This is a genomic window from Salegentibacter salinarum (genome assembly GCF_900168115.1).
Taxonomy (GTDB): Bacteria; Bacteroidota; Bacteroidia; order Flavobacteriales; family Flavobacteriaceae; genus Salegentibacter; species Salegentibacter salinarum.
This window is the reverse complement of the sequence record NZ_FUZC01000002.1, coordinates 85,805-97,920: the sequence shown is the minus strand read 5'-3', so window position 1 is coordinate 97,920 and position 12,116 is coordinate 85,805. Positions and strand designations below refer to the sequence as shown.

Below are 12,116 nucleotides of genomic sequence, written 5' to 3'. Positions count from 1 at the left end.
ATGTTTATGTAATTTCGCAGACTAAAATAAAACTAAATTTTAACACAAATGAGAAAATCAATTTTAAGCACTTTTGTAATTGCAGCTTTTTTAACTGCGGTTGTAGGATGTAAAAACGATAAAAATAAGGCAGAAACTTCAGAAGCTAAAGATGCAGCAACTGCACAAGCTGAGGCTATGGAGTTTACAGTAGATACTTCGGCTTCTACTATTGAGTGGAGAGGTAGCAAACCAACAGGTGAACATACCGGTACCATTAAACTTACTGAAGGTACTTTTAGCGCTAATGATAGCATTATTGAAAGCGGAAATTTCGTGATTAATATGCAATCTATTACTGTAACAGATCTTGAAGGTGACGATAAAAAAGACCTTGAAGCACATTTAATGGGAACTGTAGAAGGTAAAGAAGGTGACTTCTTTAACGCTACAAAATATCCTGAAGCTACTTTTGAAGTAACTGAAATTACTGAAGAAAACGGACAAAAAATGTTATCTGGCAACCTTACTATTAAAGAGGAAACCAAAAACGTTTCTTTCCCGGTTAACATTAACCAATCTGATGACAGTATTGAGATCACTAGTGAAGAATTCACTATAGACAGAACAAACTGGAATGTGAACTTTGGTTCTAAATCTGTATTTGACGGACTTGGAGATAACTTTGTAAGTGATGATATCACTTTAAAAGTTAACCTAAAAGCTACTAAAGCTTAAGAACATTATTAAATACAAAAAAAGCTGCCAAATTTGGCAGCTTTTTTTATGCTTTAAAATCTCTTAAATCCTAAATTAAATCTTCCAGGGCTTTAGAAAGATTTACATATTTAAAACTATAACCTTCCTGCTCTATTTTGTCACTACTTACCAATTGGCTTGACAAAACCAGGTGGGACATTTCTCCCAGAACTAATTTAAGAGCCACTTTAGGCACATTAGGCAGCCATACTGGTTTTCCCAGTTGGGAAGCTACTTCGTTCACCAGTTCTTTATTGGTAACAGGATTTGGTGCTACCGCATTATAAACGCCGGTTAACTTATTTTCTACAGCGAACATAAATATCCCGCTAATATCATCTATATGAATCCAGGATTGCCATTGTTTTCCATTGCCAAGCGGAGAACCAACATTAAAGTTTACCGGTTCTTTTAATTTTTGAAGCATTCCGCCGTTTTCGGCAAGGACAAGGCCTATTCTAATTTTGGCTACTTCAATTCCCAGGTCTGTGAAATTATCTACGGCTTCTTCCCATTTTACCACCACTTCTCCTATAAAAGAATCATCTACACCCTGGGCTTCTTCGGTATATAATTTTTCAAGGGAACTGGGGTAAATCCCAATAGCACTGGCTGACACCAGGTTTTTTACCTGGTGTTCATTTTCCTGTAAACAAGTGTAAAGTAAATTCGCCGTTTCGGTACGGCTTTTTAAGATTTTCTCCTTTTGTTCTGGTGTCCATCGCTCCGCAACGCTTGCCCCAACAAGGTTTATTATAGCATCAACGCCCTCTATGGCTTTACTATCAATTTCATTCTCGTCAGGGTTCCAGTAAAAACCTTTATAATCAGGTTTATTTTCCAGCTTTTCTTTACTGGTAGAGAGGTAATGAACTTGTATTCCTTTTTCCCGACACAACCGACTAATCTTAGATCCAATTAAACCGGTAGCTCCTGTTATTAATACTCGCATTTTTCTTTACAAGATAGCAACAAGTATAAACCTCTACTAAAGTTTATTACTGATTTAACAGCTAAACAGCCTACTTTTTTAATGCTCTTAACATTTCACGTTTACCTGGAGGGCCGGGAAGCCTTTCTACGATGAAACCTGCAGTTTGCATAGCTCTTCTTACACTTCCTTTAGCAGAATAAGTAACTAAAACTGAATTGCTTTTCATCGCTGCAAACATTTTAGCAAAGATATCTTCTGTCCAAAGTTCGGGTTGAACCCTGGCGCCAAAAGCATCAAAAAACACCAAATCGTATTGATTTGCATCTTCAATTTCTTCGAAGCGTTTTTGTTGTTTTTCAAGCTGAAAATTTTCAGAAATAGCTACTTTTTCATTCCACGGAATTTCGTGCATTTTCTGAAAAGAATCTAATTGATTTTCTGCAGAAAGCATTTCGGCATAATTAAGCTCCTTTATTTCGGCCGCTGAAACCGGATAGGCCTCTACCCCTGTATAATTTATTTTCAGCTGAAGTTTTTTAGCTTCAAGAAAAGTGATAAACGCATTAAGGCCAGTACCAAAACCAATTTCCAGAATGGCGGGATTTTTCTCCTTGTTAAGTCCTACCCAATATTCCAGTCCCATTTTTATAAAAACGTGCTGCGCCTCCTGGATCGCACCGTGTTTAGAATGGTACTGCTCATCCCATTCGCTTAAATGAATGGTAACCGATCCATCGCCGGTTTTTATAATTTTTCTTTCCAAATTATTCTTTTAAAAGTACGCCATTAGCAATAAATGCCCTGGAAATCTCCAGGGAAGTAATTGCGGCTATTTCAGTTTCAGATTTCCCCTCATCTTCGGCATAGTGCTTTTGATCTTCAACAGACATTTCATTTATAAAAGCTTTTCCCTGTACGATCACCTCGGTATTTTCGCTGTCTTTCGGCACAAAAAATCCGTAATCTTTAAAAGTTACTCTTACATCTTCCTCTTCAGGAAGTTCTAAGATCATCCAGCAACCTTTCTTTTTACAAACGCTATTTATGTTTGAAGTAAATTTTAAATCTAAAGTATCACCGAGTTTTAGCGAATTGAATTTCTCAAGAGCTTGGGCTGATGAGATGGCATTTTCTGAATCAATTTCAGTTCCAAAAGAATTATAAGAATCAGTTTTGACTTCGGCAAAAACTTCAGCTTCTTCATTAGATTTTTCATTTTTACAGGCAATAAATATTAAGGATAAAACCAATATAGCAGTGATTTTTCTCATTTTATTATTTTTAGTTAAAACATTGCAAGGAGTCAAATTTACCAAAACTTTAGATTTTGATTCTGTTTTAATTTAGGTAAATTTGTTAACTAAACTTATGATAATGAAATACGATACTGACCAGCTCGAAATTAATAAAGTCCAAAAATCTAAAATTGAAGAAGTAAATTTTGACAAACTGGTTTTTGGCGAAATTTTCACCGATCATATGTTTGTGTGTGATTATGTAAATGGCCAGTGGCAAAATCCTAAAATTACCCCTTATGGACCTATTCAACTAGATCCATCGGCTAAAGTATTTCATTATGGCCAGGCCGTTTTTGAAGGAATGAAAGCCTATAAAGACGAAAACGACCAGATCTGGCTTTTTAGACCGGAAGAAAACCACAAAAGAATTAATAAATCTAGCGCGAGGTTGGCAATTCCTGAATTTCCAAAAGAATTTTTCTTCAACGGATTAGAGGAATTACTAAAACTAGAAAAAGACTGGATTAAAAAAGGTTATGGCAACTCGCTTTACATTCGTCCGTTCGTAATTGCTACCGAAGAATGTGTTTCTGCCAATCCTTCAACCAAATATAAATTTATGATTATTTGTTCTCCTGCCCAGGCGTACTACAGCGGTGAAGTAAGGGTTCAATTTTCAGAAAAATACAGCCGTGCTGCCGACGGGGGTGTGGGAGCTGCCAAAGCTGCCGGCAACTATGCCGCGCAATTCTACCCTACCAATCTTGCAAAAGAAGCTGGTTTCCAGCAAATAATCTGGACCGATGCCAATACGCACGATTACCTGGAAGAAGCCGGAACAATGAATATTTTCTTTAGAATTGGCGATAAGCTCATTACCGCTCCTACCAGTGACAGAATCCTTGACGGAGTTACGAGAAAAAGTGTGATAGATCTTGCAAAAGACATGAATATTGAAGTTGAAATTAGAAGAGTGCCGGTTTCTGAAATCGTTGAAGCTGCCAGGGAAGGTGAGCTCAAAGAGATCTTTGGTTCAGGTACTGCAACGGTAATCAATCCTATTGCCGGATTTGGATATAAAAATGAAAAATTTGAGCTTCCAAAAATGGAAAATTCCTACGGGAAATCTTTTAAAGATCGCTTAATGAAAATTCAATACAACCAGGCTGAAGATAAGCACGGTTGGAGATACCAGGTGAAATAGTTTTTCCTGATTTTTATAAAAATTAAACCTCACAGATATAGAAACTGTGAGGTTTTTTAGGAAGTCTGACTTTTTTTCAAATTAGAACCTGAAACAGGTTCAGGTTAGCGTAATTTTATTCCTCACGAAAACGCACGGGAAGTGTTAGTTTTCTATCCAATTCAGGTTTTCCTGAAGCATTTGACTTTTCAAAGATCAAATATCCTTTTTCATCTTCCGGAATCTTCTCGAAAGATAATTCCGTAGAAAACGGAACAAAATCGCTGGTCATCCATTCCCCGTTTGCTTTTATTGAAGTTTTAGTCAAAATTTTATAGTTTCCATCGACTAACTTTACGGGAGCTTCGGCTTCAAAAAACCAATTTCCACGAGCTTTACCAGAAATTTTTAAAGGAGAATTAATGAGCTCATGTGCCGAAGGTTTTTCAACATTTATAAGATCTGAAAGTTCGGTACGCTCTTCAGCATTTTCTCTAAAAAAATAAAGAGAACTCATAATTTTATCCAGTTGCATCTTAGTTTCCTCGTTAATTTCTCCCGAAAGACGCACTTCATCTTCAGCCAGCGGATCGCATTCTTGCATAGGTTTTGATTCCCCTTCAGATGAAATACAGGTAGCCTTAAAATTCTCAATTTGATAATGCAAATAAATACCACCGTATTTATCCCATTTTTCCGGAGGCTGGTAAAATTTCAAAAAATAAGCCCAGGCTTTACCGTTTTCTAAAAGGTAGACCCGGGAATCGTTTTTATTGATATTAAAAGATAGATCCAGGTTCGATTCCCATTCATTTATAGATTTCTGTCTGCCTGAAGGCCCATCTACGCCAAAGCCTTTAGGTAAAAAAGCGATGTAGGCTATATCGGGTTCTTCGTGAATAGAGAGCGGTTCAGTAATTTCAGTGTTCTTTGGATAAACATTTATCACACTGCTGTTTCCCGGTAATTCGCCTTCGGAAACTTTAAAATTTGAAGGATATTCAAGGGCAAAATTCCAGGTACTATCAACATATTTTTGAACTTCATTGGTGGTTTTTGTAGTATCCAACTGTTTGGGGTCTCTGGAAGTTTCAGCGGTCTCTGGATTATTTTTACAACCAAAAGTTCCGAGTAATAATAAAATAGAAAGCAACGAAATTTTCATATTTTTCGGTTTTAAATTAAGTTCAACAGCTTTAGTTTAAAATTTATAAATTCAACTTTTGAGTACTTTCATTATATCGGGCTTACAATAATTTGAGCCTTTTACAACCTTGCCTTTTTCCCACATAAAATCAATTACAGGTTAAGCCTAAAACCTTAACTTTGCATAAAATTAAATAAAATGTTTAGCACCGGCCAACTCATTTTTGCGGGTTTATTTGTGGTTGTTTTTATAATAATAATTGCATTTAGTTATAAAAAAGACACCGTTTTACACAGAAAACAATATAAAGGAAGTTTTTGGGTTCTTGTAGCATTTCTTGCCTTTATAGGCCTTCTTTTTATCCTGAAAGGCTTTTTAAATCCGTAGTTTGCTTCTTTTCAAAGTAAGTTACTAATTATGTTAAATTAAGTATCTTCGCTTATAAACCTACCAATATGAAAATTCTAAAATACTTATTCTTCCTACTGCTTATTGTAATAATTGCAGGCTCTATTTATATCGCTACAAAAGATGGGGATTACCAGGTAGAAGAAAATCAAGTAATTACAGCACCGGTAGAAATGGTTTTTCAGGAAGTAAATGAATTTCAAAATTGGGAGAATTGGGAACCATGGTCGGCTGAAGCAGATGATATGATTATCGAATATGGAGAAAAAACCAGCGGTGATAATGCTTCTTACTCCTGGAAAAGTGAAGGCGCCGGCGATGGGGAGATAAGAACTATTTCGGCTAAACCTTATTCTGAAATTGAACAGGAAATTAGTTTTAAAACTCCATTTGGCACAACTACCAGCGATGTTTATTGGGAATTCAAAGAAATTGAAAATGGCACTGAAGTAACCTGGGGAATAAAAGGAAACCAAAGTTTTATGGAAAAACTGGCCTTTACTTTTCAGGATGAAAGTATTACCGAAATGATGCGTCCTAAATTCCAAACCGGGCTTAACAATATGGAAAGCGTTGTCTTGAATAAAATGGATAAATACGCTATTAATGTAGACGGAGTTATTCAGCACGGGGGCGGTTATTATATGTACACTACTACTGCCAGCAAAATAAGCCAGGTAGATGAAAAAATGTCTTCTATGTTTTCTGAAGTTTCTACTTATATGGATGAAAACGGAATTGAGAAAAGCGGAAATCCGTTTGTACTTTATAATGAATGGAATGAAAATTCTGGAAACGTAATTTTTTCCGCCGGAATATTCACCCCAAGCGAAGTAATTACTCCTGCAGAAAGTGAGATTTTAACCGGATTTTTACCGAACCAGAAAGTACTAAAAACTACCTTGAAAGGAGACTATAAAAATTTAAAAGAAGCCTGGGATACTGCTTATAACTACATTGAAGAATACGATCTTGAAATCGCTGAAGAAGCAAAAAATTTTGAAGTGCATTTAACTTCTCCAGAGAAAGTGGCCAACCCTGCAAAATGGATTACGCATCTTTATATTCCGGTTAAATAAACAAATATGCTTAAACAACTATTATTGATTTTTTTGGGTGGCGGACTTGGCAGTGTATTGCGCTACCTCATCAGTAAGAGTTTAAATTTGGAAACTGCATTTATTCCTTTTGGTACTTTCACTGTAAATATTCTCGGAAGCTTACTTCTGGGTATAATCCTTGGAATCGCAGCTAAATCAGATTTTTTCTCGTCTAATATTGTATTATTCCTTGCCGTTGGGTTCTGTGGCGGCTTTACTACCTTTTCGAGTTTCGCTTTTGAAAATCAGGCGCTTTTACGTTCCGGAGATTATCTAAATTTCTTCTTTTACACCTTCGGAAGCATTATTCTGGGAATTTTGGCTGTCTTTTTAGGTCTTTTTCTCTCAAAATTCACCTAGTCCCTCGTCAAAAAATTAGAAACTAATCAAAACACCTATATAATTTAAAACAACCCCTAAAATTTTAGGGGTTGTTTTTATTTATTTCACATTTATTTAGCATATGACCCTATTTTTTAATGGGTGTTATGATATTTTTATACATTTACATCATCAAAATCAAGTTTTTATGAAAAAAATAGAAGCCATTATTAGAAAATCTACGTTTGATGAAGTTAAGAAAGCACTTCATGAGACCGAAGTTAATTTTTTTAGCTATTGGGATGTTACCGGGGTAGGTAACGAAAAACAAGGTCATGTTTATCGAGGAGTTTCTTATAGCACCAGCGATATTCAGAGACGAAAAATTTCACTGGTAGTATCAGATGAAAATGTTGACAGTACCGTTGCAACCATTCTAAAAGCTGCACACACAGGCTCTGTTGGTGACGGGAAGATATTTGTCTCTCCGGTAGAAGAAGCCTATCGCATAAGAACTAAAGAGAAAGGCACCGACTCGCTTTCTTAAAAACTAATCAACTCATTATAAAAAATACTTTTATGGAATTACTTACTACTAATAATGTTTGGATGATGGTGTGCACCGCGCTGGTGTTTTTTATGCACCTGGGTTTCTCCCTGCTTGAAGTTGGGCTTACCAGGCAAAAAAACGCCATTAACATCCTATTTAAAAACGTATTTATAATTTGCGCCGGGCTACTTACCTATGCTATTATAGGATTCAACCTAATGTACCCCGGTTCTTTTATTGCCGGAATTATTCCTGATTATTTCTTCGACCTTTTTGGATTAAGCGCTCCAGTGGCGGACGGTTCTTTAGACTTAGCTTATAACGAAGGCTATACTTACTGGACAGATTTTCTTTTCCAGGGAATGTTTGCGGCTACTGCAGCTACAATAGTTTCTGGAGCAGTTGCGGAACGGATTAAACTGGGAAGTTTTATGCTATTTTCTGTGATATATATCACAATTGTTTACCCTATTGTTGGATCCTGGAAATGGGGCGGCGGGTTCTTAGACGGACTTGGCTTTTACGATTTTGCAGGTTCTACCCTTGTTCATTCTGTAGGAGGTTGGGCAGCTTTAATAGCTATTTATTTGTTGGGAGCTCGTTTAGGAAAATTTGGTAAAGACGGACAATCCCACGCAATTCCCGGCCATAATATTCCTCTGGCCACTGCGGGAGTATTTATTCTTTGGTTAGGCTGGTTTGGTTTTAATGGTGGTTCTGTACTTTCAGCCGATCCTTCTTTGACTTCTATTACATTGGTAACAACCTGTCTTGCTGCCGCAGCCGGTGGAATTTCCGCCTTCGTGGTCTCAACAATCGCTTATAAAAACTATGATCTTACCATGTTCCTAAACGGAATATTAGGAGGGCTTGTAGGTATTACTGCAGGAGCAGACCTTATGTCTCCATTAGACGCCGTACTTATTGGCCTTGTTGCCGGTGGAGTTATTGTGTTAGGTGTTGCCCTGGTTGAAAAACTTAAATTAGATGATCCTGTTGGTGCCGTGGCTGTTCACCTTGCTTGTGGTATTTGGGGAACTCTGGCGGTAGGAATTTTTGGAAGTTTGGCCGGTTTTAATCAACTACTTATACAGCTGGCGGGCGTAGGGATAATTGGTGCCTTCTGTTGTATTACAGCTTTCGGTATCCTTTCAATTATTAAAGCCACAATGGGATTAAGAATGGAAGAAAAAGAGGAAACTGAAGGCCTGGATGCTCACGAGCACGGTATGGATGCCTATGCCGAATTTGGGACAGTTCAAGAAAGATAAATTAATTTTTATATAAAGAAAGGAGCGCTTGGCGGAGCGCTCCCTATAAAAGTAAACCTCTCATAAAGCTTTGCTCAACACATTTCAACTCATTAAACAAGACTTTTTATTATGAAAAAATTTACTATTGCAAATATCCAAAAATTATTCCTTATAGGGATATGCTTTGGACTAAGTTCTAGCCTAAAGGCTCAGGAAGCTGAAACAACTGAAGTTGAAAGCTTTATGTCAAATTTTAGTATAAGTGGCTCTGTAGACACCTATTTTAGAACTAATTTTAATGGATTAAATAAGTACGAATATAATGATGCGGGTGAAATAATTGCAGCCCCGCAGGCACCCGCTTCTTCTTTCGCAAACGATCCCGGTTTTGCCATTGGGATGGCCAATGTAATTTTAGGGTATGAAGGGGAAAAAGTAGGATTTGTAGCCGACCTGGTATTTGGTCCGCGTGGGGAAGATGCGGTTTTTGCCTCAGCAGCACCCAGTAATATTGTGAACCAATTATATGTGTATTGGAATGTTTCAGACGCGGTGACTCTAACGATGGGTAATTTTAATACTTTCCTGGGCTATGAGGTAATTTCTCCGGCTGCCAACTTCAATTATTCTACATCATATATGTTCTCTTACGGCCCATTTTCCCATACCGGAATAAGAGCCGATTTTACCATTGATGATAATTGGAGTGCAATGCTAGCTGTAATGAATCCAACAGATTGGACAGAATTTAATCCTTACGGAAAATATTCTTTTGGAGGCCAACTTGGCTATTCAACCGGGGAAGGAAGTGCTTTTTTAAACCTGATTTATGGTGAACAAATGCCACTTTCAGACGAAGCTACCTTTCAAATAGATTTAACAACAGGATGGGATTTTAGCGATGCTTTCTATTTAGGGTTTAATACCACTTACAATACTACAGATGGAGAAGGATTCTATGGTGCTGCACTATATCCACAAATTCAAACTTCTGATAGTTTTGCAATTGGTTTAAGAGCCGAATATTTTAAAGAATTAGAAGATGGCGGCCCAGTTTACGGTGCAGATGCAGAAGCAATAGATTTCACGTTAACCGGCAGTTATAATGTTGGAAGCTTAACCATAAAACCAGAGCTACGATTAGATAAAGTTTCTAATACAGCATCGCCGGTTTTTGTAAACTCTGATTTAGAAGGAACCGATAATCTTTCCTCTTTTGTTCTGGCTGCGATTTACGCCTTTTAAAGCAGATACTTGAAATTTTATCTCCGTCTTAAACGGCTATTTTTAAATGATTATGAAACGGAGAACTAAGTACCTTATAAGCATAGAAAGGATTATGCCATAAAAAGATTTACAAATTGGAATCACCCTCCGGTATCCTTAAGTCTGAATACCGTCCGCCGGAGTTGGTGGTTTCGCAATTAATAAGTTTCACTTCAAATTATTTTATTCTTTTTAACCTTCAGCTTTATAATATTTTGCTTCTCCCAGGTATTCCCTGATTTTCTCGTTATAAGCTTCACTTACTTTAAGATCTAAAATACCTTCTATATCATATAAAGCTTCCATATCGTCAAATCCGGTTTTCAGTAAATCTTCAAGATATAAAAGGGCGGTTTCGTGATCGCCATCATGGCCGGCAATTTTAATGATATTTAAATAAGCCGCAGGATCTTCCCTGTCAAATATAGTTCTAAGCACGCTCACAAAAACTTTAGACCGCGGCGTAGCCTGTGAATCCACATAGCTATCGTAATAATTCTTACTTAAATTATCAAGAAAACCCTGGAGCCTGCTGGCCATTTTTTGTTTGGGACCACTAAATTTTTCTTCGTTTTCTTTTAATTCCTCCACCTGGGAAGCCCACCACCCTACATTTTCAAAGTTTGACGTCACCACATCGGTTTCCATATAGTACAAATATTCTTCCTGTTTAGCTTCTTCTGATGCTGCTACATTCCGGTAATCCCGTCTCTGCTGTTTAAAGGCTTTATTTCTTCTAATATTCCTTATTTGATAGCGTAAATCTACATCTATCTCAAAATCATCATACTTATCTTCTATTTGCTTTAGTTTTTCAAAAGCCTGATAGTAATTTCGGGTACGTCTTAAAACTTCGGCATATTCTACTTCAGCATCAAAAAGTTCTTTTACTAATTCTATATCTTTAGTCCTCTTTCCTTCATTCATCGCATTAAGTGTAAACCCGGCCACAGCATTTCTAACAATATCGGCATCTGGCCATTCTACAACTTCTTCACAGGTATAAAAATTTAATTCAGTCGGAAACTTTTTACTGTCAAGATAATTTTCAATTTCCTCTAAGACAAACATTGAATTATTACTATCGCAGGCCACTGCGCTAAATATAAACTTATTGTTGGTATTTAAATATTCGGTATTTATCCAGGCATTTTCTACCGCCAACACCCCGGAAATATTATTGTAAAGAAAAGGCAGTGCCGTAGCTAATTGTCCTCCCGCTGAAAGGCCGGCAACATAAACCTGTTCCCGATCTATAGGCAACATACCGTCTACCTGATTTATAAACGGACCTATTTTATTCAGATTATTTTTTAAAGAATCGTCTTTTAAATTCAAATTGGATGAAGCAATTATATAAGACTGTTCTTCCGCCACTGTTCTAAAAAGCTGGGTGGTTGCTCTCCCCCTGCCCTCGTGATCAAAAACGAAAATTACCGGCCATTTTTCCTTTTCATTAAAATTTTTTGGCAGATATAAAGCAAAACTGCTCGCCGTGGTATCTGCAGTTGGAATAGAATCTACAATTTTACCAAGTGGAAGTTCTATTTCCTGGGCATTGCTAAACTGAAAAATAAAAGTAAAAAGCAATATTAAAAATGGTATCCTTTTCATCATAATATCAAATAATTAATATAAATATAAGCATAGATATCAAAGATCGTGCATAAAAAAGCCCTCATCCATAGATGAAGGCTAAATAATTATATAGGTGAAAGATTCTATTTTTTGATTCGTTGTAATCTCAGGTTGTCGTTTCTAAAAAGCAAACGCGCAACTAAAGAGACTACAAGTAAGTCTGCAAAGATTAAAAACAACACCCTCACTACTTCAATACCGGCAAAATTTAATCCGGAAAATCCTATCGCACCCGTTAAGGCAGCTACGATTAGATATAATGTACTATACTTTCTCATAATGTAATTTCTTTTTGGTAAAAATAGCTATAGTATAGTCGTAATGGTATTAACAAAATTAC

Annotated in this window: 13 protein-coding genes; 7 read left to right on the top strand and 6 right to left on the bottom strand. The window is 36.7% G+C overall.

The window, feature by feature from the left end; translation table 11 throughout:
* Nucleotides 1-48 precede the first annotated feature (48 nt).
* Nucleotides 49-717, top strand: coding sequence for a YceI family protein (locus tag B5X53_RS03305; RefSeq protein ID WP_079711823.1), 669 nt, complete (start codon nucleotides 49-51; stop codon nucleotides 715-717).
* A 70-nt stretch (nucleotides 718-787) separates the two neighbouring features.
* Here the strand turns inward: B5X53_RS03305 and B5X53_RS03300 are convergent, their stop codons facing one another.
* The 3 genes from B5X53_RS03300 to B5X53_RS03290 all read right to left on the bottom strand — a co-directional run bounded on the left by B5X53_RS03300 (nucleotide 788) and on the right by B5X53_RS03290 (nucleotide 2,943).
* Nucleotides 788-1,690, bottom strand: coding sequence for a TIGR01777 family oxidoreductase (locus B5X53_RS03300; protein ID WP_079711821.1), 903 nt, complete (start codon nucleotides 1,688-1,690; stop codon nucleotides 788-790).
* 70 nt (nucleotides 1,691-1,760) lie between these two features.
* Nucleotides 1,761-2,435: a tRNA (5-methylaminomethyl-2-thiouridine)(34)-methyltransferase MnmC2 gene (gene mnmD / locus B5X53_RS03295; protein ID WP_079711820.1), complete on the bottom strand. Its 675-nt coding sequence runs from the start codon at nucleotides 2,433-2,435 to the stop codon at nucleotides 1,761-1,763.
* 1 nt (nucleotide 2,436) lies between these two features.
* Nucleotides 2,437-2,943 carry a DUF4920 domain-containing protein gene (locus tag B5X53_RS03290; RefSeq protein WP_079711819.1) on the bottom strand — a complete coding sequence of 169 codons (507 nt, stop codon included), beginning with the start codon at nucleotides 2,941-2,943 and terminating at the stop codon, nucleotides 2,437-2,439.
* A gap of 103 nt (nucleotides 2,944-3,046) precedes the next feature.
* Here B5X53_RS03290 and B5X53_RS03285 point away from each other — a divergent pair, with 103 nt between their 5' ends.
* Nucleotides 3,047-4,114, top strand: coding sequence for a branched-chain amino acid aminotransferase (locus tag B5X53_RS03285; protein WP_079711818.1), 1,068 nt, complete (start codon nucleotides 3,047-3,049; stop codon nucleotides 4,112-4,114).
* Between the two features lie 115 nt (nucleotides 4,115-4,229).
* Here the strand turns inward: B5X53_RS03285 and B5X53_RS03280 are convergent, their stop codons facing one another.
* A complete protein-coding gene (locus B5X53_RS03280) occupies nucleotides 4,230-5,258 on the bottom strand; it encodes a Gmad2 immunoglobulin-like domain-containing protein (protein WP_079711817.1) in 1,029 nt (342 codons plus the stop codon).
* Nucleotides 5,259-5,695: 437 nt separating this feature from the next.
* Between B5X53_RS03280 and B5X53_RS03270 the strand changes: the two genes are divergently transcribed.
* From B5X53_RS03270 to B5X53_RS03250, 5 genes are all read left to right on the top strand, one after another.
* Nucleotides 5,696-6,727: an SRPBCC family protein gene (locus B5X53_RS03270; protein WP_079711815.1), complete on the top strand. Its 1,032-nt coding sequence runs from the start codon at nucleotides 5,696-5,698 to the stop codon at nucleotides 6,725-6,727.
* 6 nt (nucleotides 6,728-6,733) lie between these two features.
* The gene (crcB, locus tag B5X53_RS03265; RefSeq protein WP_079711814.1) at nucleotides 6,734-7,108 is read left to right on the top strand and encodes a fluoride efflux transporter CrcB; all 375 of its coding nucleotides are present in this window, start codon (nucleotides 6,734-6,736) and stop codon (nucleotides 7,106-7,108) included.
* Between the two features lie 169 nt (nucleotides 7,109-7,277).
* A complete protein-coding gene (locus tag B5X53_RS03260) occupies nucleotides 7,278-7,616 on the top strand; it encodes a P-II family nitrogen regulator (protein WP_079711813.1) in 339 nt (112 codons plus the stop codon).
* A 32-nt stretch (nucleotides 7,617-7,648) separates the two neighbouring features.
* Nucleotides 7,649-8,890 carry an ammonium transporter gene (locus B5X53_RS03255; RefSeq protein WP_079711812.1) on the top strand — a complete coding sequence of 414 codons (1,242 nt, stop codon included), beginning with the start codon at nucleotides 7,649-7,651 and terminating at the stop codon, nucleotides 8,888-8,890.
* 111 nt (nucleotides 8,891-9,001) lie between these two features.
* Nucleotides 9,002-10,117, top strand: coding sequence for a porin (locus B5X53_RS03250; RefSeq protein ID WP_079711811.1), 1,116 nt, complete (start codon nucleotides 9,002-9,004; stop codon nucleotides 10,115-10,117).
* A 213-nt stretch (nucleotides 10,118-10,330) separates the two neighbouring features.
* Here the strand turns inward: B5X53_RS03250 and B5X53_RS03245 are convergent, their stop codons facing one another.
* The gene (locus B5X53_RS03245; RefSeq protein WP_079711810.1) at nucleotides 10,331-11,755 is read right to left on the bottom strand and encodes an alpha/beta hydrolase family protein; all 1,425 of its coding nucleotides are present in this window, start codon (nucleotides 11,753-11,755) and stop codon (nucleotides 10,331-10,333) included.
* Nucleotides 11,756-11,859: 104 nt separating this feature from the next.
* Nucleotides 11,860-12,054 carry a DUF1328 domain-containing protein gene (locus tag B5X53_RS03240; protein WP_079711809.1) on the bottom strand — a complete coding sequence of 65 codons (195 nt, stop codon included), beginning with the start codon at nucleotides 12,052-12,054 and terminating at the stop codon, nucleotides 11,860-11,862.
* Nucleotides 12,055-12,116: the final 62 nt, after the last annotated feature.

Coding starts and splice junctions, on each gene's coding strand:
- B5X53_RS03245 (WP_079711810.1), bottom strand. CDS start 11,755: ATGATGAAAAGGATACCATTTTTAATATTGCTTTTTACTTTTATTTTT.
- B5X53_RS03240 (WP_079711809.1), bottom strand. CDS start 12,054: ATGAGAAAGTATAGTACATTATATCTAATCGTAGCTGCCTTAACGGGT.
- B5X53_RS03300 (WP_079711821.1), bottom strand. CDS start 1,690: ATGCGAGTATTAATAACAGGAGCTACCGGTTTAATTGGATCTAAGATT.
- B5X53_RS03260 (WP_079711813.1), top strand. CDS start 7,278: ATGAAAAAAATAGAAGCCATTATTAGAAAATCTACGTTTGATGAAGTT.
- B5X53_RS03290 (WP_079711819.1), bottom strand. CDS start 2,943: ATGAGAAAAATCACTGCTATATTGGTTTTATCCTTAATATTTATTGCC.
- B5X53_RS03305 (WP_079711823.1), top strand. CDS start 49: ATGAGAAAATCAATTTTAAGCACTTTTGTAATTGCAGCTTTTTTAACT.
- B5X53_RS03270 (WP_079711815.1), top strand. CDS start 5,696: ATGAAAATTCTAAAATACTTATTCTTCCTACTGCTTATTGTAATAATT.
- B5X53_RS03285 (WP_079711818.1), top strand. CDS start 3,047: ATGAAATACGATACTGACCAGCTCGAAATTAATAAAGTCCAAAAATCT.
- B5X53_RS03280 (WP_079711817.1), bottom strand. CDS start 5,258: ATGAAAATTTCGTTGCTTTCTATTTTATTATTACTCGGAACTTTTGGT.
- B5X53_RS03255 (WP_079711812.1), top strand. CDS start 7,649: ATGGAATTACTTACTACTAATAATGTTTGGATGATGGTGTGCACCGCG.
- B5X53_RS03250 (WP_079711811.1), top strand. CDS start 9,002: ATGAAAAAATTTACTATTGCAAATATCCAAAAATTATTCCTTATAGGG.
- crcB (WP_079711814.1), top strand. CDS start 6,734: ATGCTTAAACAACTATTATTGATTTTTTTGGGTGGCGGACTTGGCAGT.